At 63.0% G+C, this 23,846-nt stretch carries 24 protein-coding genes; 17 read left to right on the forward strand and 7 right to left on the reverse strand.

Annotation, left to right across the window (positions count from 1 at the left end):
- Nucleotides 1-170 precede the first annotated feature (170 nt).
- The 4 genes from dapA to YUO_RS0101210 all read left to right on the forward strand — a co-directional run bounded on the left by dapA (nucleotide 171) and on the right by YUO_RS0101210 (nucleotide 2,833).
- Nucleotides 171-1,061, forward strand: a complete 891-nt coding sequence (gene dapA, locus YUO_RS0101195) for a 4-hydroxy-tetrahydrodipicolinate synthase (RefSeq protein WP_028345648.1) — start codon at nucleotides 171-173, stop codon at nucleotides 1,059-1,061.
- A gap of 42 nt (nucleotides 1,062-1,103) precedes the next feature.
- On the forward strand, nucleotides 1,104-1,517 hold the full coding sequence (gene mscL, locus YUO_RS0101200; RefSeq protein ID WP_028345649.1) for a large conductance mechanosensitive channel protein MscL: 414 nt from the start codon (nucleotides 1,104-1,106) through the stop codon (nucleotides 1,515-1,517).
- Between the two features lie 165 nt (nucleotides 1,518-1,682).
- Nucleotides 1,683-2,156 (forward strand): SsrA-binding protein SmpB, encoded by a 474-nt coding sequence (gene smpB, locus YUO_RS0101205; protein WP_028345650.1) that lies wholly within the window; start codon nucleotides 1,683-1,685, stop codon nucleotides 2,154-2,156.
- A gap of 110 nt (nucleotides 2,157-2,266) precedes the next feature.
- Complete coding sequence (locus YUO_RS0101210) at nucleotides 2,267-2,833, forward strand: peroxiredoxin (RefSeq protein ID WP_028345651.1); 567 nt, start codon at nucleotides 2,267-2,269, stop codon at nucleotides 2,831-2,833.
- 133 nt (nucleotides 2,834-2,966) lie between these two features.
- Here YUO_RS0101210 and YUO_RS0101215 read toward each other — a convergent pair whose 3' ends face one another.
- Both YUO_RS0101215 and YUO_RS0101220 read right to left on the reverse strand, forming a co-directional pair.
- Nucleotides 2,967-3,620 carry a uracil-DNA glycosylase gene (locus YUO_RS0101215; RefSeq protein WP_028345652.1) on the reverse strand — a complete coding sequence of 218 codons (654 nt, stop codon included), beginning with the start codon at nucleotides 3,618-3,620 and terminating at the stop codon, nucleotides 2,967-2,969.
- Between the two features lie 145 nt (nucleotides 3,621-3,765).
- Complete coding sequence (locus tag YUO_RS0101220) at nucleotides 3,766-4,395, reverse strand: LabA-like NYN domain-containing protein (protein ID WP_028345653.1); 630 nt, start codon at nucleotides 4,393-4,395, stop codon at nucleotides 3,766-3,768.
- A 352-nt stretch (nucleotides 4,396-4,747) separates the two neighbouring features.
- On the opposite strand from YUO_RS0101220, the gene rpoZ reads away from it, so the two are divergent.
- From rpoZ to YUO_RS0101275, 11 genes are all read left to right on the forward strand, one after another.
- Nucleotides 4,748-5,140 carry a DNA-directed RNA polymerase subunit omega gene (gene rpoZ, locus YUO_RS0101225; protein WP_024512695.1) on the forward strand — a complete coding sequence of 131 codons (393 nt, stop codon included), beginning with the start codon at nucleotides 4,748-4,750 and terminating at the stop codon, nucleotides 5,138-5,140.
- 304 nt (nucleotides 5,141-5,444) lie between these two features.
- Nucleotides 5,445-7,739 carry a RelA/SpoT family protein gene (locus YUO_RS0101230; protein WP_028345654.1) on the forward strand — a complete coding sequence of 765 codons (2,295 nt, stop codon included), beginning with the start codon at nucleotides 5,445-5,447 and terminating at the stop codon, nucleotides 7,737-7,739.
- A gap of 162 nt (nucleotides 7,740-7,901) precedes the next feature.
- Entirely contained in the window at nucleotides 7,902-8,666 is a 765-nt protein-coding gene (locus YUO_RS0101235; protein ID WP_028345655.1) for a pyridoxine 5'-phosphate synthase, read from the forward strand.
- Nucleotides 8,663-9,082, forward strand: coding sequence for a holo-ACP synthase (acpS, locus tag YUO_RS0101240; protein ID WP_028345656.1), 420 nt, complete (start codon nucleotides 8,663-8,665; stop codon nucleotides 9,080-9,082). Before YUO_RS0101235 ends, acpS begins: the two co-directional genes overlap by 4 nt.
- A gap of 283 nt (nucleotides 9,083-9,365) precedes the next feature.
- Nucleotides 9,366-10,124 (forward strand): signal peptidase I, encoded by a 759-nt coding sequence (gene lepB, locus YUO_RS0101245; RefSeq protein ID WP_028345657.1) that lies wholly within the window; start codon nucleotides 9,366-9,368, stop codon nucleotides 10,122-10,124.
- Nucleotides 10,121-10,933: a ribonuclease III gene (rnc, locus tag YUO_RS0101250; protein ID WP_028345658.1), complete on the forward strand. Its 813-nt coding sequence runs from the start codon at nucleotides 10,121-10,123 to the stop codon at nucleotides 10,931-10,933. The genes lepB and rnc overlap by 4 nt, the downstream gene beginning before the upstream one ends.
- Entirely contained in the window at nucleotides 10,923-11,849 is a 927-nt protein-coding gene (gene era / locus YUO_RS0101255; RefSeq protein WP_028345659.1) for a GTPase Era, read from the forward strand. Before rnc ends, era begins: the two co-directional genes overlap by 11 nt.
- Nucleotides 11,850-11,971: 122 nt before the next feature.
- Nucleotides 11,972-12,352 carry a hypothetical protein gene (locus YUO_RS0101260; protein ID WP_028345660.1) on the forward strand — a complete coding sequence of 127 codons (381 nt, stop codon included), beginning with the start codon at nucleotides 11,972-11,974 and terminating at the stop codon, nucleotides 12,350-12,352.
- A 132-nt stretch (nucleotides 12,353-12,484) separates the two neighbouring features.
- Entirely contained in the window at nucleotides 12,485-13,237 is a 753-nt protein-coding gene (gene recO, locus YUO_RS0101265) for a DNA repair protein RecO (RefSeq protein ID WP_028345661.1), read from the forward strand.
- Between the two features lie 188 nt (nucleotides 13,238-13,425).
- A complete protein-coding gene (gene parC, locus YUO_RS0101270; protein WP_028345662.1) occupies nucleotides 13,426-15,681 on the forward strand; it encodes a DNA topoisomerase IV subunit A in 2,256 nt (751 codons plus the stop codon).
- A gap of 170 nt (nucleotides 15,682-15,851) precedes the next feature.
- On the forward strand, nucleotides 15,852-16,799 hold the full coding sequence (locus YUO_RS0101275) for a cation diffusion facilitator family transporter (protein WP_028345663.1): 948 nt from the start codon (nucleotides 15,852-15,854) through the stop codon (nucleotides 16,797-16,799).
- Nucleotides 16,800-16,923: 124 nt separating this feature from the next.
- Here YUO_RS0101275 and chrA read toward each other — a convergent pair whose 3' ends face one another.
- Nucleotides 16,924-18,327: a chromate efflux transporter gene (gene chrA, locus YUO_RS0101280; protein ID WP_028345664.1), complete on the reverse strand. Its 1,404-nt coding sequence runs from the start codon at nucleotides 18,325-18,327 to the stop codon at nucleotides 16,924-16,926.
- Complete coding sequence (locus YUO_RS39475) at nucleotides 18,327-19,145, reverse strand: chromate resistance protein ChrB domain-containing protein (RefSeq protein WP_035725727.1); 819 nt, start codon at nucleotides 19,143-19,145, stop codon at nucleotides 18,327-18,329. The genes chrA and YUO_RS39475 overlap by 1 nt, the downstream gene beginning before the upstream one ends.
- Before the next feature lie 363 nt (nucleotides 19,146-19,508).
- On the opposite strand from YUO_RS39475, the gene YUO_RS0101300 reads away from it, so the two are divergent.
- Nucleotides 19,509-20,081 carry a hypothetical protein gene (locus tag YUO_RS0101300; RefSeq protein WP_035726025.1) on the forward strand — a complete coding sequence of 191 codons (573 nt, stop codon included), beginning with the start codon at nucleotides 19,509-19,511 and terminating at the stop codon, nucleotides 20,079-20,081.
- Nucleotides 20,082-20,090: 9 nt separating this feature from the next.
- A complete protein-coding gene (locus tag YUO_RS0101305; protein ID WP_051379172.1) occupies nucleotides 20,091-21,320 on the forward strand; it encodes an MFS transporter in 1,230 nt (409 codons plus the stop codon).
- Between the two features lie 49 nt (nucleotides 21,321-21,369).
- Here the strand turns inward: YUO_RS0101305 and YUO_RS0101310 are convergent, their stop codons facing one another.
- From YUO_RS0101310 to YUO_RS0101320, 3 genes are all read right to left on the reverse strand, one after another.
- Complete coding sequence (locus YUO_RS0101310) at nucleotides 21,370-21,624, reverse strand: hypothetical protein (RefSeq protein WP_028345669.1); 255 nt, start codon at nucleotides 21,622-21,624, stop codon at nucleotides 21,370-21,372.
- Between the two features lie 294 nt (nucleotides 21,625-21,918).
- Nucleotides 21,919-22,809, reverse strand: coding sequence for a DUF1259 domain-containing protein (locus tag YUO_RS0101315; protein WP_028345670.1), 891 nt, complete (start codon nucleotides 22,807-22,809; stop codon nucleotides 21,919-21,921).
- Nucleotides 22,810-23,110: 301 nt separating this feature from the next.
- Nucleotides 23,111-23,842, reverse strand: a complete 732-nt coding sequence (locus tag YUO_RS0101320; RefSeq protein WP_028345671.1) for a sulfite exporter TauE/SafE family protein — start codon at nucleotides 23,840-23,842, stop codon at nucleotides 23,111-23,113.
- Between the last annotated feature and the right edge of the window lie 4 nt (nucleotides 23,843-23,846).

Consider the following 23,846-nt stretch of genomic DNA (forward strand, 5'->3'; position numbering starts at 1 on the left):
AATCGCGGCTATCGGCCTTCGAGGAAGGCAAATGTTGGCCCGCGCAGGAAAGGGTGTTGGAACAAGGCGCTAAGCGCCTGATGCACGGCCCTTTCGTCTGGTCGCCAGACCCGATATGAATTGAAATCCAGGTTCGGTCGTGCCGTTTCTTAAGCGTTTGGAGGAAGTCCATGGCAGCCAAGACAAAATTTCGGGGGTCGTTTACCGCCTTGGTCACGCCATTCAAGAACGGCTCGGTCGACGAGGCCGCTTTCCGCGGCTTGGTGAACTGGCAGATCGCCGAAGGCACCCACGGCCTGGTCCCGGTCGGCACGACCGGTGAAAGCCCGACGCTGAGCCATGACGAGCACAAGCGCGTGGTGGAATGGTGCATCAACGAGGCCAAGGGCAAGGTGCCGGTGATTGCCGGCGCGGGCTCCAACTCGACCAAGGAAGCGGTCGAGCTTGCCGAGCATGCGGAAAAGGCGGGAGCGGATGCGGTGCTGGTGGTGACGCCGTACTACAACAAGCCCACCCAGGAAGGCATGTACCAGCACTTCAAGGCGATCAACGATGCCATCGGCATTCCGATCATCATCTACAACATTCCCGGCCGTTCCGTGATCGACATGTCGGTCGAGACCATGACGCGGCTGTTCGCGCTGAAGAACATCGCCGGCGTCAAGGATGCGACCGCCAGCATGGTGCGGGTATCGCAGCAGCGCGCGGCGATGGGCGAGGACTTCAACCAATTGTCGGGCGAGGACGCCACCATCCTCGGCTACATGGCGCATGGCGGCCATGGCTGCATCTCGGTCACGTCCAACGTCGCGCCGCGGCTGTGCTCGGAATTCCACGCGGCATGGCAGAAGGGCGATCACGCCACCGCGCTCAAGCTGCACGACAAGCTGATGCCGCTGCACAACAACCTCTTCATTGAAAGCAATCCGGCGCCGGTGAAATATGCGCTCTCGCTGCTCGGCAAGATCGACGAGAAGCTGCGGCTGCCGATGGTGCCGGTTACCGAGCCGACGCGCCTCGCCGTGCGCAGCGCCATGGTCCATGCCGGCCTGATCAACTAGGACGGTTCCGCTTCGCCTGAAGAACGAAGAGGGGAAGCCAACATGCTGAAGGAATTCCGCGAATTCGCGATGAAGGGTAATGTCGTCGACCTCGCGGTTGGCGTGATCATCGGTGCGGCTTTCGGCGCCATCGTGACCTCGCTGGTCGGCGACGTCATCATGCCAGTGATCGGCGCGATCACCGGCGGTCTCGATTTCTCCAACTATTTCACGCCATTGTCCAAAGCAGTAACTGCCAACAATCTGGCGGATGCCAAAAAGCAGGGAGCCGTGTTAGCTTGGGGCAATTTCTTCACGCTGACGCTGAACTTCCTCATCATTGCCTTTGTGTTGTTCATCGTTATTCGCGCGATGAACAAGCTGAAGCGCAAGGACGAAGCTGCGCCCACGCCGCCGAAGCTGACGAGACAGGAAGAACTGCTGATCGAGATCCGCGATCTCCTCAAGAAGGGCTAGTGCCGCCGATTTGAGGTCCCCACAGTGTTTGCCGCGAATCCGCGTGGGGACCTCAAATCGAAGAGCGGCACTAGCAATCATAAATTTGCTAGTGCCCTTAGTCTTCCGAAGTTCGTATAACGGGCTCAGCAATTACTGTACGAACTTCGGAAGAGGGCACTAGTTGTGGCTGATAAGAACGAGCGCCCGATCAAGGTAGTCGCCGAAAACCGCAAGGCCCGATTCAATTATGCAATCGAGGACACGGTCGAGGCCGGCATCGCGCTGACCGGCACCGAAGTGAAGTCGATCCGCAATGGCAAGACCACCATTGCGGAGTCCTATGCGGATTCCAAGAACGGCGAGATCTGGCTGATCAACGCCAATATTCCGGAATATCTGCAGGCCAACCGCTTCAACCACGAGCCGAAACGGCCGCGCAAATTGCTGTTACACCGAAAGCAGATCAACAAGCTGATGGGCGCGGTCGATCGCGAAGGCATGACGTTGATTCCGCTAAAGCTCTATTTCAACGAGCGCGGCCGCGCCAAGCTGTTGCTAGCAATTGCCAAGGGTAAGAAGCTGCACGACAAGCGAGAGAGCGAAAAAAAGCGCGACTGGGGCCGGGAAAAAGGCCGCCTGATGCGGGCGAGAGGATAGGGGGCGAATAGCGAATAGGGAGTGGCGAATAGCGAATAGGGAAATTCTCTGAAGGCGACCCTTCCATTCGCTACTCGCCATTCGCTATTCGCGAACGATAGGAAGACGAGATGGCTCAATCCAACCTCGATTGGAGCAAGATCCCCGCACCGGTCGACGATGGCGCGGCGGCGCATCTCGTCGGCATGGCGATTCCGCCGGTCACGCTGCTGGCCACCGACGATAATTCGGTGACGCTCTCGACGCTTCCCGGCCGCACCGTGGTGTTTGCCTATCCCCGCACTGGGTCGCCGGGCAAGATCAGCCTGGTCGACGACTGGGACATGATCCCCGGTGCGCGCGGCTGCACGCCGCAAACCTGCTCGTTCCGCGATCTGTTTGCGGAGTTGAAGGCGGCCGGCACCAGGCAGGTGTTCGGCCTATCGACCCAGGACAACGTCTACCAGACCGAGATGGCGTCACGTCTGCATTTGCCGTTTCCGGTTCTGTCGGATGAAAAGCTCAAGCTCACCCGCGCTTTGAATTTGCCGACCATGGAAGTGGCGGGATTGACGTTGATCAAGCGGCTGGCGCTGATCGTCGACGATGGGCGCATTGCCCACGTGTTCTATCCGGTTTTCCCGCCCGACCGGAACGCCGCCGACGTACTGGCATGGCTGAAGGGAAATCCCGCCTGAATTGTAGGGTGGGCAAAGGCGCCCTTGCGCCGTGCCCACCATCTATCATTGAGCACGCTTTCCGATGGTGGGCACGCTTCCGCCTTCGCTCATTGAGCTACGGCGGACAAGTCGCTTTGCCCACCCTACGATTCTACGACTCCAGATCCTTCCGCACTTTCGCAAATACGTCGCGAAACATTTTCGGCGTCAGCACCCCCGTGTTGGTGTTGTAGCGGGAGCAGTGATAGCTGTCGTAGAGCCTGACCGCGCCGGCTTTATGCACGGCGCCGTGCGCAAAGGGGGCGGCGCCATTGCGCAGGCCGAGCGCCTTCAGGGTCGAGTCATGTGCAATGCGGCCGAGCAGCACGATCGCGCGCAGTTTGGGCATGGTCGCAATTGTCGTCGCCAGAAATTGCCGGCAGGTGCTGATCTCGACCGGCAGCGGCTTGTTCTGCGGCGGCACGCAGCGCACCGCGTTGCTGATCCGGCAGTCGACGAGCTTCAGTCCGTCGTCCGGTCGCGCCTGGTAGACGCCCTTGGCAAAGCCATATTCGAGCAGGGTCGCATACAGCAGATCGCCGGCGTAGTCGCCGGTGAAGGGGCGTCCGGTCCGGTTGGCGCCCTGCAGGCCCGGCGCCAGCCCGACAATCAACAGTTGCGCGGAGGCATCGCCGAACGAAGCGACCGGCGAGTTGTGCCAGCCCGGTTCGCGGGCACGTGCCTGCGCGCGGAATTCGGCGAGCCTCGGGCAAAGCGGGCAGTCGCGGTCGGGTTCGGCAGCCGCAGGGGCGGGGAGATTAGCCATCAGTACAAAGCATTTTCGAGCGAAATCCAGTCACGGACCTGATTCGGCGTCGATACCGGTTCGCCTCAGATGCGCGCGCCAAAACAAAAAGCCCCGGTTCTGTTTTCAATCAGAACCGAGGCTCTAGCAGTGTACTGGCTCATGCTCAATCGTCGAAATCGTCGTCGCCGGCCCGTGGCGCCACGGTGGTCGCGCGCTGCAGGAATTGCGGCGAGTGGTGACGCGGCTCGCGCGGGGCAGGACGCTCGGAAGGATCGCGGCCCAGCTTTGATTGCAGCTCGACAAGATCGGTGAAGACGTCGGCCTGACGGCGCAGTTCGTCGGCGATCATCGGCGGCTGACTCGAAATGGTCGAAACGACCGTGACGCGAACGCCGCGACGCTGCACCGCTTCCACCAGCGAGCGGAAATCGCCATCGCCCGAAAACAACACGATCTGATCGACATGCTCGGCGAGTTCCATGGCATCGACGGCGAGTTCGATGTCCATGTTGCCCTTCACCTTGCGGCGGCCGGATGCGTCAATAAATTCCTTTGTTGCCTTGGTGACGACGGTGTAACCGTTGTAGTCGAGCCAGTCGATCAATGGACGGATCGAGGAGTATTCCTGATCCTCGATGATTGCCGTGTAGTAAAACGCACGCAACAGCGTTCCTCGGCTCTGAAATTCCTTGAGAAGGCGCTTGTAATCGATGTCGAAGCCGAGCGTCTTGGCCGTTGCGTAGAGGTTGGCGCCATCGATGAAGAGCGCAATCTTGTTGGAAGCTGGTGACATCAAATGGTTCTCACGTTGTTGTTAGCTTTTCTAGCGCAGCGGCTAACGACCGCGCGCACTTTCCAGTTCTGTTGCCTAAAGTTCGGTGAATCGTGCCCCACGACAGTCACCACTGCAATTATGGTGAGGCGAGGGCGAAAAACCTATACTTTTGACATGCAATGAAGAGATTTACTTGTCCTGTACGGCAACCCTGCCGCGTCTGGACGCTCCAGCCCTTCTCGCCCCAAGAGTTGGCGTATCAGAGCCCATTGGGAAGGCAAATCACAATTTAGTCTTGCGAAACGGCCCCGGCCGCTATAACTAGCGCCCATAACCGACATATTGGCCCCATTTAACGGAGCGACAGTCTATGGCGCGCGTCACCGTGGAAGATTGCATTGACAAGGTCGACAACCGGTTCGACCTGGTCCTGCTAGCGGCGCATCGCGCCCGTATGATCTCGTCTGGATCACAACTGACGGTTGATCGCGATAACGACAAAAACCCGGTCGTTTCGCTGCGGGAAATCGCCGATTCCACTATTTCCCCGGAAGACCTCCGCGAGGAACTGGTTCATTCCCTGCAGAAGTTCGTTGAGGTCGACGAGCCTGAGCCCGATACCGTGCCTTTGATCGGCTCGGCCGGTGCCAGCGTGGATGCCGACGACACCGAGGTTGCGGTCGAGCGCATGACCGAGGAAGAGCTCCTCAAGGGCCTTGAAGGCCTGGCGCCGCCGGAAGAGCAGCCCGAAGAGGACGAGTAATCCGGAACCTTCCGGTCCGTCCCGAACTCCCGATCTGCCAAAGGCCCGGACGTCAGTCCGGGCCTTTGCTTTTGTTGACATTTTTGCGGTTACAATGCGTCCTTGGCCGGCGCGGCCGAAAACGGCTGACTTGCCGGGCCGACAGGCCATCGGGTTGGACGTTGGATGGCCGCGGGCCCAAGCGAAATTGAACCGTATCGCGGCCCGCGCGGCGTGTATCGCCGTTCGAAAACGCATTAGATACGTAAACGAGATACGTAACGGCGGGACCCGTCCGGGTCTGGTGGAAGAAGGTAGTGATGTGATGGCGTATTGGCGCCGCAGCTCCCGGCAAATGCAGGCCGCGACCGGCCAGGTCGCGGCTGCGCCGGGGTCGGCTGTGGCGGAGAAGCCGAAATCGCCGCGCTCGCGGATGATGCGGCAATACGATCTGGTCGAGCGCGTCCGCACGTACAATCCGGATACCAACGAAGACCTGCTCAATCGCGCCTATGTCTACGCCATGAAGGCGCATGGCACGCAGACGCGCGCGTCCGGTGATCCCTATTTCTCGCATCCGCTCGAGGTCGCGGCGATCCTGACCAACCTCAAGCTCGACGACGCCACCATCGTCGCGGCGCTGCTGCACGACACCATCGAGGATACCGAGGCGACGCGCGCCGAGATCGACAATATCTTCGGTCACGAGATCGGCGCGCTGGTCGAAGGGCTCACCAAGCTGAAGCGGCTGGAGCTGGTCTCGCGCGAAGCCAAGCAGGCCGAGAATCTGCGCAAGCTCTTGCTGGCGATCGCCGACGACGTCCGCGTTCTCCTGATCAAGCTGGCCGATCGCCTGCATAACATGCGCACGCTGGAATTCGTGCCGCACGCCTCGCGCCGCCGCATTGCCGAGGAGACGCTCGACATCTATGCGCCGCTCGCTGGTCGCATGGGTATGCATGAGATGCGAGAGGAACTGGAGGATCTATCCTTCCACGTGCTCGATCCTGAAGCCTATGCGGTGGTGAAGCAGCGGCTCGACGCGCTTGCCGACCGCAACCGCAACCTCATCGGCGAGATTGAAAGCCAGCTCTCCAAGAACCTGCAGAAGAACGGCATCACTGCGCGCGTCTATGGCCGCCGCAAGCAGCCGTTCTCGATCTGGACCAAAATGGAGCGCAAGTCGGTCGGCTTCGAGCAACTGTCCGACATCTACGGCTTCCGCATTATCCTGAGCGACGCCGAGTCTTGCTACCGCGCGCTCGGCGTGGTGCATACCACCTGGCCGGTGGTGCCGGGGCGTTTCAAGGACTACATCTCGACACCGAAGCAGAACGACTATCGCTCGCTGCACACCACCGTGATCGGCCCCGGCAACCAGCGCGTCGAGCTGCAGATCCGTACCGAGGAAATGAACCGGGTCGCCGAGTTCGGCATCGCCGCGCATGCCTTCTACAAGGACGGCATGGGCTCGCCGACCGAGCGGCTCAAGCACGAATCCAACGCCTTTGCCTGGCTGCGCCATACTATCGGAATTCTCTCCGACAGCGCCAATCCGGAAGAGTTTCTGGAGCACACCAAGCTCGAATTGTTCCACGACCAGGTGTTCTGCTTCACCCCGAAGGGCAAACTGATCGCGCTGCCGCGGCAAGCCAATGTGATCGACTTCGCCTATGCCGTGCATACCGATGTCGGCAACTCGGCAGTCGGCTGCAAGATCAACGGCAAATTCGCGCCGCTGTCGTCCGAATTGCAGAACGGCGACGAGGTCGAGGTGTTGACCTCGCAGGCGCAGTCGGCGCCGCCCTCGGCCTGGGAATCGCTCGCGATCACGGGCAAGGCGCGCGCGGCGATCCGGCGCGCGACCCGCACCGCGGTGCGCGATCAATATGCGGGACTTGGCCGCCGCATCGTCGACCGCCTGTTTGCCCGCGCCAAGATCGAATACGCCGACGACAAGCTGAAGGGTGCATTGCCGCGCCTGGCGCGCGCTTCGATCGAGGACGTGATGGCCTCCGTCGGACGTGGTGAACTGAAGGCCTCCGACGTCGCCCGCGCGATGTACCCGGACTACAAGGAAGAGCGGTTGGTGAAGTACGGGGCGGCCAAGAAGAGCCTCGCGGTGAAATTGAAGCTGAAATCGCCGCCGCATCCGGCGCGCAGCACCTCTGTGATCCCGGTGCGCGGCATCAATTCGGATTTGCCGGTGAAGTTTGCGCCGAACGGCGGTGCGGTTCCGGGCGACCGCATCGTCGGCATCGTCACGCCGGGCGAGGGGATCACGATCTATCCGATCCAGTCGCCGGCGTTGAAGGATTTCGAGGAGGAGCCGGAGCGCTGGCTCGACGTGCGCTGGGATATCGATGAAGCCATGCCGCAGCGTTTCCCGGCGCGGATCCTGGTGCACAACGTCAACGAGCCCGGCAGCCTCGCCCAGGTCGCCACCGTGATCGCCGAGCACGACGGCAATATCGACAATATCAGCATGTCGCGCCGCTCGCCCGATTTCACCGAGCTGACCATCGATCTCGAGGTCTATGACCTCAAGCATCTCAGTGCAATTATCGCTCAGTTGCGTGCCAAGGCCGTCGTTGCCAAGGTCGAGCGCGTCAATGGGTAGCGCTTACGTCCCCAACCCTCATGGTGAGGAGGCGCTCTTGCGCCGTCTCGAACCATGAGGCCCGGCTGGTGGCTCTCATCCTTCGAGACGCGCTTCGCGCTCCTCAGGATGAGGAACTCGCAGTATAGTCGCAACTTGTTCTGAATATCTGCGAGTCCCGAAATGCCGCTTCCCCCAATCCGTCTCGGCGTCAATGTCGACCACGTCGCCACCTTGCGCAACGCGCGGCGCGGCGAGCGGCCGGATCCGGTGCGCGCCGCGCTGCTCGCGATCGAGGCCGGCGCCGACGGCATCACCGCGCATCTGCGTGAAGATCGCCGCCACATCCGCGACACCGACATGGCCCGCCTGAAGGCCGAAATATCAAAACCGCTGAATTTCGAGATGGCGGCAACGGAAGACATGCTGCGGATCTCGCTAGCGACAAAACCCCACGCCGTATGCCTGGTGCCAGAGCGCCGCGAAGAACTTACCACCGAGGGCGGATTGGACGTCGTCGGACAGCACAACGTGCTGGCCCCGTTCATCGCGCGGCTCAACGATGCCGGCATCCGGGTGTCGCTGTTCATCGCCGCCGACCCGCCGCAGATCGAGATGGCGGCCAAGTTGCGCGCGCCCGTGATCGAGATCCACACCGGCGGCTGGTGCGACGCCGTGGTCGACGGCGATGCTGACAAGGCCGAGGCGGAATGGCGGCGAATCGTCGAGGGTGCCGCGTTAGCGCGCGCGGCGGGGCTGGAGGTCCATGCCGGCCACGGCCTCGACTACCAGACCGCGGAGACGATTTCAGCGCTACCCGAGATCGCCGAGCTCAACATCGGCTATTTCATGATGGGGGAGGCCCTGTTCGTCGGCCTTGGCGAGACTGTGCGGCAGATGCGCTCCGCAATGGACCGCGGCCGGCAGAAAGTCGCGGGCCGGCCATGATCATCGGCATCGGTTCCGACCTGGTCGACATTACACGGGTTGCCAAGGTGATCGAGCGCCATGGCGACCGCTTCCTCGACCGCATCTTTACCGACACCGAGCGCGCCAAGGCGGCGCGCCGCGCCAACAGCGAAAAAATGGTGGTCGCGACCTATGCCAAGCGGTTCGCGGCCAAGGAGGCCTGTTCCAAGGCGCTCGGCACCGGCATCCGGCGCGGCGTCTGGTGGCGGGACATGGGGGTGGTGAACATGCCAGGGGGACGGCCGACCATGAAACTCACCGGCGGCGCGCTGGCCCGGCTCGAAGCGCTGACGCCGGAGGGATTCGAGGCGCGAATCGATCTGTCGATCACCGACGACTGGCCGCTGGCGCAGGCGTTCGTCATAATTTCGGCGGTCGCACCCGGCAAATCATGAACCGCGCAGGCGTTTGCGCCGGGGAAGTGGAAAAACTAAAAATCATTGATATATCAATGGATTATGAAGTTTTGACAAGGCGCTTGATTGCGCCCCCACGAACAACCGTCTAAAAACGCCGCCAACGACCTGTTCGAGCCAGGGCCGATTCCGGTTACCGTCGGAATTGGCTCTCAACATCAGTTATCTAGACCATTTTCCTGACGCGAACGTATCTGGCGATTCGCGTGCGGAAAACGTTCTGCCACCGTGCGGGCTGGGGCCCGCGGGAATTGGGAAAGCGATGAGCGTGACATCCGGCACAAAATCTGAAAGCGGCTTGGGTGAAACCATCCGCGTCGTCATCCATGCTCTCCTGATCGCGCTCGTGATCCGCACTTTCCTGTTCCAGCCGTTCAACATCCCCTCGGGATCGATGAAGGCGACGCTGCTGGTCGGCGATTACCTGTTCGTCTCGAAATATTCCTACGGCTACAGCCACTATTCCATTCCATTGTCGCCGCCACTGTTCACGGGCCGCATCTTCGGCTCGGAGCCGAACCGTGGCGACATCGTCGTGTTCCGCCTGCCGAAGGACGACTCCACAGATTACATCAAGCGCGTGATCGGCTTGCCGGGCGACCGCATCCAGATGCGGGAAGGGCTGCTCCACATCAACGACAAGCCGGTCAAGCGCGAGCGGCTTTCGGACTTCATCGGCGAGGACCCCTGCGGCTCCGACGCCACCGCGCGCGTCAAGCGCTGGAAGGAAACGCTGCCGAACGGCGTCAGCTATGAATCGCTCGATTGCGTCGACAACGGTTTCTACGACAACACCAACGTCTACACCGTGCCCCCCGGCCACTTCTTCATGATGGGCGACAACCGCGACAACTCCACCGATAGCCGCGTGCTGTCGGCGGTGGGCTACGTGCCGTTCGAAAACATCGTCGGCCGGGCGCAGATGATCTTCTTCTCCATTGCTGAGGGCGAACACGCCTGGATGTTCTGGCGCTGGCCGACTGCGGTGCGCTGGAATCGCCTATTCACAATTGTGCGATGAACGACGAAACAGCGATCATTCCTGACACATCGGCCTCCGGCGAGCCGGGCCAGCAGGCGGGTGCGCCCCGCGAAGCTGCGCCGAAGAAGAAACGCGGCAAGGCTGGCGCGAAGGCTGCGGTTGCCGCGATCGAGGGGCGCATCGGCTACAAATTTTCCGATCCGGCGCTGCTGACGACCGCCTTTACCCATGTCTCGGCCCTGAAGCCCGCGACCCGACATCGCGCCGACAGTTATCAGCGGCTGGAATTCCTCGGCGACCATGTGCTCGGGTTGATTATCTCCGACATGCTGTATCGCGCCTATCCGAGGGCGGACGAAGGCGAATTGTCCAAACGCCTCGCCGACCTCGTGCGCAAGGAGAGCTGCGCCGACGTCGCCAAGTCGCTGGGGTTGCTCGACGACATCAAGCTCGGCGCGGTGGGCGCAGGGGCGGGCGCGCGCCTGCGCAAGTCCGTTCTCGGCGATATCTGCGAGGCGGTGATCGGGGCGATCTATCTCGACGGCGGCTATGCGGCGGCGTCGCAATTCGTCGAACGCAACTGGCTGGAGCGGATGCGCAAACCGCGCCGGCCGCTGCGCGATCCCAAGACGGTGCTGCAGGAATGGGCCCAGAGCAAGGGCTTGCCGACGCCGGTCTATCGTGAGATCGAGCGCACCGGGCCGCACCACGACCCGCAGTTCCGCGTCGCTGTCGACTTGCCGGGACTGGCGCCCGCCGAAGGCGTCGGCGGCTCCAAGCGTGCAGCCGAGAAGGTCGCAGCCTCCGTGATGATCGAACGCGAAGGCGTCGGCAGCAATGACAGTTGAACCCGCACCCGGCGCGTCCGGCGAGACCCGCTGCGGTTTCGTCGCGCTGATCGGCGCCCCCAACGTCGGCAAGTCTACTCTTGTCAATGCGCTGGTCGGTTCCAAGGTCACCATCGTCTCGCGCAAGGTGCAGACGACGCGTGCGCTGATCCGCGGCATCGTGATCGAGGACAATGCGCAGATCATTCTGGTCGACACGCCCGGCATCTTCTTGCCGAAGCGGCGGCTGGACCGGGCGATGGTGTCGACCGCCTGGAGCGGGGCCCATGATGCCGACCTTGTCTGCGTGCTGCTCGACGCCAAGGCCGGAATCGATGAGGAGGCCGACGCTATCCTGAACAAGCTCGCGACGGTTGCGCACCCGAAAATCCTGGTGCTGAACAAGATCGACCTGATCCCGCGCGAAAAACTGCTGGCGCTGGCGCTGGCCGCCAATGAGCGGATGAAATTCGAGCACACCTTCATGATCTCGGCACTGTCGGGCGATGGCGTTGCCGACCTGCGCAAAACGCTCGCGAAGAGCGTGCCGCCGGGACCGTTTCATTATCCCGAGGACCAGATGTCGGATGCGCCGCTGCGGCATCTGGCGGCGGAAATCACCCGGGAAAAGATCTACCGCCAGCTCCACCAGGAACTGCCGTATCAATCGACCGTTGAGACCGATAGCTGGACCGAGCGCAAGGACAAGTCGGTCCGGATCGAACAGACGATCTTTGTCGAGCGCGAGAGCCAGCGCAAGATCGTGCTCGGCAAGGGCGGCGCCACCATCAAGTCGATCGGCGCGGAGTCGCGGAAGGAGATCGCCGAAATTGTCGGCGTGCCCGTGCACCTGTTCCTGTTCGTCAAGGTGCGCGAGAACTGGGGCGACGACCCCGACCGCTACAGGGAAATGGGGCTGGAATTCCCCAAGGAATAGTGAGGGCTCGTTGAGCTTCGGCGGACAAGTCGTCGCTTTGCTCCCTTGCGCAAACGCTCTGCGTTTGTCGCAGGCAATGACGGGGCTAGAACATGACCCACCAATTACCAAGAACGAGCCCGATGACCCTACCGAGAAACGTGCTGTGGTTTGAGGTTTTGCTGTATCTGTCGCTGACGCTGGATGCGGTGTCGGTGGCGTTCCAGGACCGCACGCCGACCCCGAAGATGACGGAGCAGATGATCAGCGCCGGAACGCTGATGGCGGCCGGCTTTATCCTGCTATTGGTCTATCTCGTCCGGCTCGCCGCCGAGCACCGCAAGAACTGGGCGCGTTGGGTGCTGGCGGCGGTACTGGTGCTATCGGTGATTTCGCTCGTGCAAATGATCGGCGAGAAGGGCATTCAGTTCGACAGCGGCATCGAAGTGATCTCCTGTGCGCTGACTGCGGCGGGGCTGTATTTCTCGTTCACCGGCGATGCGGTCGGCTGGTTCAACGCGTGAGCGCAGGGCCGCGTAGGGTGGGCAAAGGCGCTCGGCGCCGTGCCCACCATCCATCCACTGGCTCCTCGTGAATGGTGGGCACGCTACGCTTTGCCCACCCTACAAGCTGTAAAATCCTCTAAACTCCCGCCCATGGAATGGACCGACGAAGGCATCGTGCTGGGCGTACGGCGGCATGGCGAATCCTCCGCCATCGTCGAGCTCTTGACGCGCGGGCATGGCCGTCATCTCGGCCTGGTGCGCGGCGGTGCCTCCTCGCGGATGCGGCCGCTGCTGCAGCCCGGCAACGGCGTCACCGCCGTGTGGCGGGCGCGGCTCGACGAACATCTCGGCACCTACGCCATCGAGGGCACGCGGCTGCGCGCAGCAACGCTGCTGGCGTCCTCGCATGCGGTCTATGGCGTCACCCATCTGGCCGCGCTGGCGCGGCTGTTGCCGGAACGTGACCCGCATGAGGACATCTACGAGATGCTCGACCGCACGCTGGACGACTTCGACGATGCCGGCGGCGCGGCGGCGCATCTGATCCGGTTCGAGCTCGCGATGCTCGCCGAGCTCGGCTTCGGCCTCGATCTGGAAAACTGCGCCGCGACCGGCGCGACCTCCGATCTGATCTACGTCTCGCCGAAATCCGGCGGCGCCGTCTCGCGGGAGGCCGGCGAGCCCTATCGGGATCGCCTGCTGCGGCTGCCGGCCTTCCTGCGCGAAGGCGAGGGCGGGACGAACAGTTGGTCGGACCAGGACCTGCAGGACGGTTTTCGCCTGACCGGCCTGTTCCTGCTCCGCCACGTGCTGGAGCCGAGCGGGCAGGGCCATTCCGACGCGAGGGACGGGTTCATCAACGCGGTGATGCGGCATCAGGCGCGAATCAGTTCGTCGGCCTGAACCCGCTACCGTAACCCGTCGTCCCTGCGAACGCAGGGACCCATACGCCGCGGCCCATCGATTGAAGCTGTGGCGCCAACCATTTTTCGCCAGAAACACCAGTGGTTATGGGCCATTGCGTGCGCAGGGGCGACGGATGGCGCGTTTCACGTCTTGCCGGATTTATCGGCAGAGTCTAACCCCTCCCCATGGGAAAACGACAGCTACCGCCGGAAGAACCGGCTGAAATCCACGAGGTCATGCTGCGCGATGCGCTGGAAGAGCGCTATCTCGCCTACGCGCTCTCGACCATCATGCATCGCGCCTTGCCGGACGCCCGCGACGGGCTGAAGCCGGTGCACCGGCGCATCCTCTACGGCATGCGCCTGCTCAGGCTCGACCCCGGCACCCCGTTCAAGAAATCGGCAAAAATCGTCGGCGACGTGATGGGCTCGTTCCATCCGCATGGCGACCAGGCGATCTACGACGCCATGGTGCGTCTCGCCCAGGATTTCGCCTCGCGCTACCCGCTGGTCGACGGTCAGGGCAATTTCGGCAATATCGACGGCGATAACCCGGCCGCCTACCGCTACACCGAAGCGCGCATGACCGAGGTCGCGCGGCTGCTCTTGGACGGCATCGACGAGGACGGCGTCGAGTTCCGCGCCAATTACGACGGCCAGAGCAAGGAACCGGTGGTTCTGCCCGGTGGCTTCCCGAACCTGCTCGCCAACGGCGCGCAGGGCATTGCGGTCGGCATGGCCACCTCGATCCCGCCGCACAATGTCGCCGAGCTCTGCGACGCGGCGCTGCACCTGATCGACAAGCCCGAGGCGAAGTCGAAGTCGCTGATGAAATGGGTCAAAGGCCCGGACTTCCCGACCGGCGGCATCATCGTCGATTCCAAGGAAAGCACTACCGAAGCCTACATGACGGGGCGCGGCTCGTTCCGCACCCGCGCCAAATGGACCCAGGAAGAGGGCGCGCGCGGCACCTGGGTGGTCGTCATCACCGAGATCCCGTGGCTGGTGCAGAAATCCCGGTTGGTCGAGAAGATCGCCGAACTGCTCAACGAGAAGAAGCTGCCGCTGGTCGGCGACGTCAGGGATGAATCGGCCGAGGACATTCGCCTCGTGATCGAGCCGAAATCCCGCGCGGTCGATCCGGCGCTGATGATGGAATCGCTGTTCCGGCTCACCGAGCTCGAGAGCAAGATCTCGCTGAACCTCAATGTGCTGATCAAGGGCAAGATCCCCAAGGTGGTGGGGCTTGCCGAGTGCCTGCGCGAATGGCTCGACCATCTGCGCGACGTGCTGGTGCGCCGCTCCAACTATCGCAAGACCCAGATCGAGAACCGCCTCGAAATACTCGGCGGCTACTTGATCGCCTATTTGAACATCGACAAGGTGATCAAGATCATCCGCACCGAGGACGAGCCGAAGCCGGCGCTGATCAAGGCGTTCAAGCTGACGGAGATCCAGGCCGATGCGATCCTCAACATGCGGCTGCGCTCCTTGCGCAAGCTCGAGGAATTCGAGATCCGCACCGAGGACAAGAACCTTCGCAACGAATTGAAGGGCATCAAGTCGCTGCTCGGGTCCGAAGCCGAGCAATGGTCCAAGGTCGGCGAACAGGTTCGGAAGGTGCGCGACATCTTTGGGCCGAAGACGCCGCTCGGCAAGCGCCGCACGCAATTCGCCGACGCGCCCGAGCATGATCTCGCCGCGATCGAGGAAGCCTTTGTCGAGCGCGAGCCGGTGACGGTCGTGATTTCGGAAAAAGGCTGGGTGCGCACGCTGAAGGGCCACGTCGAGGATATCTCGGGCCTTGCCTTCAAGACCGACGACAAGCTCGACCACGCCTTCTTCGCCGAAACCACGTCGAAGCTCCTGCTGTTCGCGACCAACGGCAAGTTCTACTCGCTCGACGTCGCCAAGCTGCCCGGCGGACGCGGCCATGGCGAGCCGATCCGCATGTTCATCGACCTCGAGCAGGACGCTGCGATCGTCTCGCTGTTCGTCAACAAGGGCGAGCGAAAATTCCTGATCGCGAGCAGCGAGGGGCAGGGTTTTGTCGTCAAGGAAGAGGATTGCGTCAGCAATACCCGCAAGGGCAAGCAGGTGCTCAACGTCACCATGCCGAACGAGGCCTGCGCGATTGCGACCGTGCAAGGCGATACCGTGGCCGCGATCGGCACCAACCACAAGATGGTGCTGTTCCCGCTCGACCAGGTGCCGGAGATGGCGCGCGGCCGCGGCGTGCGCCTGCAGAAATATTCCAGCGCCAAGCTGTCAGACGTCGCGGTGTTCGAGTTCAAGGCCGGGCTGACCTGGAAAGATTCTGCCGGCCGCGAGCAGAGCATGAGCGCCAAGGAACTGTCCGACTGGCGCGGCAACCGCGCCGACGCCGGCCGCCTCGCGCACGGCCTGCCGAAGTCGAACAAGTTTTTGCGCGGCGTGGAGTAGGCTCAAAGTAGGGTGGGCAAAGGCGCGCTAAACGCCGTGCCCACCATCTATCAGCACCTCCCTCGCGAATGGTGGGCACGCTTCGCTTTGCCCACCCTACGATCCCGTCTGTAATAGTATTCCCAATTCCGCGCGCTATATAAGTCGCCATCGAAATTCATCGAGGCGGAATGGCGCACGATCACCACCATCACACTCACTCCCACGCGCATGATCATTCCCACGGTCACGCCGGCCACAGCCATGCGCCCGACAATTTCGGCTGGGCGTTCGCCATCGGCGCCACGCTCAACACCGCCTTCGTTATTGCGGAGCTGATCTTCGGCTACGCCGCCAATTCGCTGGCGCTGATCTCTGACGCTGTTCACAATTTGTCCGACGTGATCGCGCTGCTGCTGGCATGGGCCGCCGCGTGGCTGGCGCAGAAGCAGCCCACCCAGCGGCATACTTACGGTTATCGCCGCGCCTCCATCCTGGCGGCGCTGTTCAATGCCGGCCTGCTGCTGGTCGCTGTCGGCGGCATCGTCGTCGAAGCGGTCAACCGGCTGTTTGCGCCCGCCCCGGTTGCAGGCTGGACCGTCGTGCTGGTCGCCGCGCTCGGCGTCGCCATCAATGGTGGCACCGCGCTTCTGTTCATGCGCGGCCGCCACGGCGATCTCAACATTCGCGGCGCCTATCTGCACATGGCGGCCGATGCGGGCGTTTCGCTCGGCGTGGTGGTTGCCGCCGGCATCATCATGCTGACCGGTTGGCTGTGGCTTGATCCCGCGATCAGCCTTGTCATTGCGGTTGTTGTATTCTGGAGCGGATGGGGTCTGGCCCGCGACAGCGTCAATCTCGCGCTCGACGGCGTGCCGCGCGGCATCGAGCTTTCCGATGTGAAGGATTACCTCGGCAGGCTGGACGGCGTCGTTGAGGTACACGACCTCCACGTCTGGGCCATGAGCACCAACGAGACCGCGTTGACGGCGCATCTGGTGCGCCCCGGCGGCAGCGACGATGCTTTCCTGCATCAGGTGTGCGAGGAGCTGTCGCAGCGCTTCAACATCCATCACAGCACGTTGCAGATCGAGGTCGATGCCGCCGTCTGCAAGCTGGCGCCGGCGGAGCGGGTGTAGCGCGTGTAGGATGGGTGGAGCGAAGCGATAGGATGGATAGAACGAAGCGAAACCCATCAATCCCTCCGCGGAGCGATGATGGGTATCGCTTCGCTCCACCCATCCTACGACATGACGGCTGCGCTCACGCCAGCCCCGCAAACCGCAACGCCACGCCCGCCGCGCAGGATCCCGCCAGCACCCAGAGCATGCCGACGTTGAGCCGGAAGATCGCGGTCGCCGCCGCCGCCGCCAGCGCGAACGCTGCGACATCGAGACTTCCCCATACGGGCATGTCGAACGAAAGCCCCAGCGAACGAACCGGGGTGGTCTGCCGGAACAGCGTGTGCAATCCGAACCAGATCGAGAGGTTGAGGATCACGCCGACTACGGCGGCGGTGATCGCGGTCAGCGCACCCGCGAGGCCCTTGTTGCCACGCAGCGTCTCGATATAGGGCGCGCCAAGGAAGATCCAGAGGAAGCAGGGGATGAAGGTGACCCAGGTCGCCAGCAATCCGCCGAGCGTGGCGGCCCACATCGGCGACAGCGTGCCGGGGTCGCGATAGGCGGCCATGAAGCCGACGAACTGCAACACCATGATCAGCGGCCCCGGCGTGGTTTCGGCCATGCCGAGGCCATCAAGCATCTCGCGCGGCTGCAGCCAATGATAATGCTCGACCGCCTGCTGGGCGACATAGGCAAGCACCGCATAGGCGCCGCCGAACGTTACCAGCGCCATCTTGGAAAAGAACAGCGCGATCTGGCTGAACACATTGGCTTGTCCAAGCCCGATCAGCAGCGCGGCCACCGGCGCTACCCACAGCAACAACCATATCGAGCTTACGCGCAGCGCGCGCGCCACGCTGGGGCGGACATGGTCGGGCAGTTCCTCGCCGAGCAGGCTGTCAACCGCCGCGGACTGCTTGCCGTCGCCACCATGTTCGATGGCGGCAAACTCTGGCCGGCCGCTGCGCGCGCCGAAATAGCCGATCACGCCGGCCGCGATGATGATGACCGGGAAGGGAACGTTGAAAAAGAAGATCGCGACAAATGCGATCGCCGCGAGCGCGATCATCACGCGGTTACGTAGGGACCGCTTGCCGACCCGGACGACTGCATGGACCACGATCGCCAGCACTGCAGCCTTCAGCCCGAAGAACAGCGCCTCGATGAAGCCGACATTGCCGTAGGCCGCATAGATGTAGCTCAAGCCCATGATGGCGATGATGCCAGGCAGGATGAACAGCCCGCCCGCCATGATGCCGCCGGCCGTCCGGTGCAGCAGCCAGCCGATATAGGTCGCAAGCTGCTGCGCTTCTGGGCCCGGCAACAGCATGCAGTAGTTCAGCGCATGCAAAAACCGGCCTTCGGAGATCCAGTTCTTTTCCTCGACCAGGATGCGGTGCATCACCGCGATCTGGCCGGCCGGGCCGCCAAAACTCAGTATGGCGACCCGCAGCCAGACCCGGAAAGCCTCGCCGAAGCTGATGCCGTGGCCGGCTTCCCGGCTGGCATCGGCTTCGGCCGCCTTGTTTATCGTCGCTTCCATTACGATTTCGCCTTATTGGTCGGCCAGTTGTGCGTCTCGCCGGTCGCATCGCGGCACCAACGATAGAACGCGTCGTACAGCGTCATGCCCGCTTCAAGCTGTTCGAGATCATCGTCGAACATGCGCGATAGGCCGAGCGAGGCTGCGAGCAGGCCGGGCGCTTCCGGCGACAGATCGAGCCGCCCGGTGTCGGCGCCACGCACCATTGCCGCCAGCCGCAGCAGCGGTGGCGTCGCGAGGCCAAATTCCTCGACCATCACGTCGAACGTGCAGAGCTCGCCGCGATGGCTCCAGAACACGTTCTCGACATCGAACGGCGCGGCGTTGAAGCGCTCGCCGACCGCCAGCACTTCCGGCGGCGTGACGAACAGAAATACCGCGTTGGGATCGACAAACCTGCGGATCAGCCAGGGGCAGGCGATGCGATCGATCTTGGGCCGCGCGCGGGTGACCCAGACGGTGCGGTCCTGCGCATCGCGCGCCGGGAGTTTTGCCGCCGGCACCAGCGGTAGTTTGGCGGCCTTCCAGCCTTCGAAACCGCCTTCCAGCGCTTCGGCCGAGACGTGGAGATGGCGCAGCCAGGCGGCGGTGCCTTGCGCCAGTTTCTGGCCGCGCAGGCAGATGACGATCGCCGAGCGGCCGGAGAATTCCTCGCCCCAATCGGCGGCTTCCTCGTGGTTGCGCCTGACGGCGCCGGGAACCAGCCGCGGATCGGCGGCGAAGTCTTCGTCGGTGCGAACGTCGATCAGGGCCGGCGTGTTCGCCGTGCCGATCAATTTTGAAAGCTTGTCGGGAGATATCGTGGTGTAGGATGACATGGCTGCGCCCTCGTCAAAAGAAACGGGACGCGATACTTGGGCATGTCGCCTCGTGGGGAGATCGCAATATCCCCATGTGGCGAATTAACTGCTTGCCGCTGCCGCTGTCAACCGGATCTCGCCGCTCGTGCTTGCGCCCATCCACAAACGGGCCTAGTCTACGTTCATCGGGGACAAAGCAGGCTCCCCGTCAGACGGCCCATCGTCCAAGCTCTGCGCACACCCGACGTGTCGGGAGGAGCGCACATGGATGGTTCAGGGCCGATATTTTTTTGTTCCATCAGGTCAACATTGCGCGTCGCGCTCGGTGCGGCCGCGCTGGCATGCGCTGGGCTTCCGGCATCCGCGGCAGGAGAAGCCATCATGATTGCGATCGACCGTATGACTTTAGGTTCCCCGCCGGCCGGATTCTCATTTGCGCGAACCGGCCAGGGCGCGCAGGGCGAATGGAGCGTCGTCGCCGATCCCACTGCCAAAGCGGGCCGCGCCGTCGAGCAGCAGAGCAAGGACCGCACCGACTATCGCTTTCCGCTCGCCATACATGAGAGCTTTTCGGCGAAGAATCTCGTCATGCAAGTCCGCTTTAAAGCCGTCGCGGGCAGGATCGACCGGGCCGGCGGCATTGTCGTGCGGCTTATGGACCCCGACAATTACTACGTCGCCCGCGCCAACGCGCTTGAGCACAATGTCCGCTTTTATCGGGTCGTCGCCGGTCGGCGGCAGCAGCTCGGTACATCAAACATTCGCGTGACATCGAATGAATGGCACACCCTCACGCTGCGGGCCGAAGGCGACCGGTTCACGGTGAGCTATGACGGAGCGGTGCTGTTCGAGGTGAAGGACGATACGTTCAGGGATGCAGGCGGTGTTGCGCTATGGACCAAGGCCGACAGTGTGACGCGCTTCGATCAGGTAACGATCACCTCTTTGCCGTGAGGACGCGGAATGACAAGCATTGCGACCGAACCGAACGCTTCGATCGGAAACGCGCTGATCCGGCTGCTTTATGTCGCTCGCGGCCTGCGCGGCTTCGGCGATGGCTTTGCCGTCATCATATTGCCGGCCTACATGACCGCGCTGGGCTACGATGCTATCGCCGTCGGTATCGTCGCGACAGCGTCGCTGCTGGGAACGGCGCTGCTGACACTGATCACGGGCTGGATCGCGCCGCGCCATGACCTACGGCCGCTGCTGATCGCGGGCGCCAGCCTGATGGCCGCCACCGGCGTCGCCTTTCCCGCCGTCGAGCATTTTGTGCTGATCGCGCTGGTCGCATTCATCGGTACGATCAACGCTTCCGGCGGCGATCTCGGCGTGCTGGTGCCGCTCGAGCATGCGGTGCTGGCGCACAGTGTCACCGATGAGCGCCGCACGCAGGTGTTTGCGCGCTACAGCCTGATCGGCGCGCTCTGCACCGCTGCGGGTTCGCTTGCGGCCTCGCTGCCGGACGTCCTCGTCACCGGCGGCAGCACGCAACTCGCCGCATTCCGCCTGATGTTCTACGTCTATGCCGCGCTCGGCATCGCCTGTGCGGCGCTCTATCGCTACGTGCCGCATCAGCGCGGCGAGGAGCGGGCGCCGCAGGCGCCGCTCGGGCCGTCGAGGGGCACCGTCTACAAGCTCGCGGCGCTGTTCAGCATCGATTCCTTTGCCGGCGGCTTCGTCGCGCAATCCTTGCTGGTGCTGTGGCTATTCGAGCGTTTCGATCTGTCATTGTCCGCGGCCGGATTGTTTTTCTTCTGGTCGAGCACGCTGAGCGCCTTTTCCTATCCGGTGGCCGCCTGGATCGCCAAGCGGATCGGGCTCGTCAACACCATGGTGTTCACGCATATTCCCTCCAGCATCTTCCTGATCCTGGCGGCGTTTGCGCCGAATCTTTACGTCGCGCTAGGCTTGCTGCTGTTGCGCTCCGCGCTGTCGCAGATGGACGTGCCGACCCGCACCTCCTACGTCATGGCCGTGGTGATGCCGGCCGAGCGGCCCGCCGCCGCTAGCATCACCGCCGTGCCGCGCAGCCTCGCATCTGCCGTCAGCCCGGCGATCTCAGGCGCGCTCTTGATGACGTCGTTTACGGGGTTGCCGCTGGTGGTTTGCGGCACGCTCAAGATCGCCTACGACCTGGCGCTCTTATTCTCGTTCCGCCATATCAAGCCGCCGGAGGAACAGGGGCATTAGCGCGCTCTCACGTAACGCGGAGACCGGCACGTCAACGCGGTGCGCGGGACTACCAGGGCGATCGCCGCCCGTCGGGCAGGGGGTCCATCACGCGTCGCTCATCCCGGACATGCGACCATTGCGCCAGCTTGATCTCCGGCGTTTCGGGCGTGTTGCCCCCTTCCGAGTCAAAGGCAAGTTTCTGGCTTGCCTGCACCTGGTATTTGGCGGCTTGCGCCAGCCAATACCATTTCTTGTCGGGTTCATTCAGCGCGCGTTGACGGCACTCGGCTTCCAATTCGCGTAAGCGGATCGCTTCCTTCATAATCACTTCCAGAGCCTGGAGGCTCCAACCTGCCGGAGCCTCGAAACCACCGGAAACCCGGGGGTTCCGGTTAGCCTCTCATGACAAAAACTTCTTGACGGTAAGCTATGCCGGTTCGACGCAATTGATTGAAATTTAGGAACGGATTGAAGCGATAATTCGCGGATCTGGTCGGGGTGCACTTCCAATTCGTGGCCAGATTGGCACGAATGCCGCCTGCCGGCGCCGGCCACGGCGCCGCCCTTGTTCTCGTTCCGCCGCATCAAGCCGCCAAAGGAAGCTTGATGTCCGCGCTCAGTGCTGCGCGACCGCCGTCTTGTCGAGCGCGGCACGGACGTTGCGTGCCAGCTTCAGGGCGTCGTCGTTGGCCCAGAAATGAACGAAGAACATCCGCGGCTCTTCTGCGAGCATGTGGCTGTGGATCGCGGTGACCTCGATATCGCCGGCGCGAAGCGTCCGAATCAAGGGATTGACCTCGTTGCCGGTTACGAGGAAGTCGCCGGTGATGGCGGCCTTGCCGCCGCCGGTCGGCTGAAAGTTGATGGCGTTGGCGCCGCCGAGCGGCGTGTTGACCTGCATTCCGCCTTCCTTGGCCGGATCACGCCTCGGAATGCCGTACTGGTAGACACCGCCAGTCGCCGTGCCCTTGGCGCCCATCGCCTCGTCGAGCTTTGCGGTGTCGAGATCAATCGCAGGCGCAGCGGCGGCAGTGGTGGCCGGCGGATCGAACGGCGTCTTGCTTGCCGAAGAAAGCGCGGTGCGGATCGCGGTCGCCATTTTCTCAGGGTCGCCGTGCCCGGCCACATGCATGTAGAAGGTCGCGGGAGAGGCGCGGAGAATATGATTGTGGATGGCGGTAATATCCAATCCGCTGTCCAGCAGCTTCGTCATGACGGGGGTAATCTCGGTCTCGAGCAACACCAGATCGCCCATCAGCATGGCCTCTCCGTGCATGGGGGCGAAGGCGACCCAGCCTCCGAGCGCCAATGCTGGCTTGATCGCGACGCCGTCCAGCGTGACGTGCAGATCTGATCGCGGCAGCCCGTAACGATGCACTTCACCGCTTACCGTGGCGGTCTTGCCGAGAGCGGCATCCACCTTCTTCCAGTCGATAGCATCGGCGCGGGTGGCATCCGACAGCAGCAATGCAGCACCGAGCGCGAGTAATATGAGCCGATGTTTCATGGCGTTCTCCTTCTTGCGCGAGCCCCAAAGATCGACCGGATAGCGCGCAGCATCCCGCAAGGCGTGATGCAGCGCGGCCGAGTGTCGGGGTATGGATGAGAGAATTTTGGGCATGCGTATGCGCCTCCGGAGAACCGGGACGCGATACTTGGGCATGTCGCCTCGTGGGGGGATCGCAAAACCCCCATGGCCGCATTCAGCCACACTGACGCGGAGTGTCAACGCGGTCACGCGCTGACATCAGCAGACTCACGCTCAATTGACCAGACGCGATCGAGCCGCTTTTCGCTCCCCGCTGCTATCAGATGATCAGCACCGCACCCGAGACCAGCAGCAATACCAGCACCACGTTCCGGAACGCCGCCTCATCCAGCCGGCCGTACAGCTTGAGCCCGGCCCAGGTGCCGGCGAACAAGGCTGGCAGTCCGATCAGAAACAGTTTGATCGTGTCAGGCGTGATCGCGCCCCTGGCTCCGATCCACAGGGCGCTCATGGCGAAGATCGCAACGGCCACCGGCTGAAACACCGTGCGCTGCACGTCCTTGGGCCAGCCGCGCAGGCCGCACCAGATCGTCACCAAAATTCCGGCAAGCCCGGTGATGCCGCCGAGCACGCCGTTGAGGAAACCGACGGCGGCGTCGGCCGCGGCGCCGCCCGCTTTCACCGCAGGGAGGGCCGGTCGCAGCAGCGCGTAGAGGCTGTAGAGCACGAGGAACGCGCCGACGCCCGCGCGCACATGGGCAGGGTTCGCCCAGGTCAGGACGCCGACGCCGACGGGAACGCCGAGTGCGGCGCCGGCCACGAACGGCCAGAGCCTTCGCCAATCAAGCGCGCCGCGCAGCTTCCAGACCGAATAGCCCTGCACGAGCAGCCCGAACGCAATGATCAGCGTCGCCGTTTGCAGCGGCGTGAGGATGTAGAGCCAGATCGCGGAGACGACGAGGCCGAAGGCGAAGCCGGAGAGACCCGCGACCAGCGCGCCGACGAAGGTCGCTAGAAAAAACAGCGACAGTTCGAGCGTCGTTCCATCCATGTGC

This window comes from Bradyrhizobium murdochi (genome assembly GCF_000472965.1).
GTDB lineage: Bacteria > Pseudomonadota > Alphaproteobacteria > Rhizobiales > Xanthobacteraceae > Bradyrhizobium > Bradyrhizobium murdochi.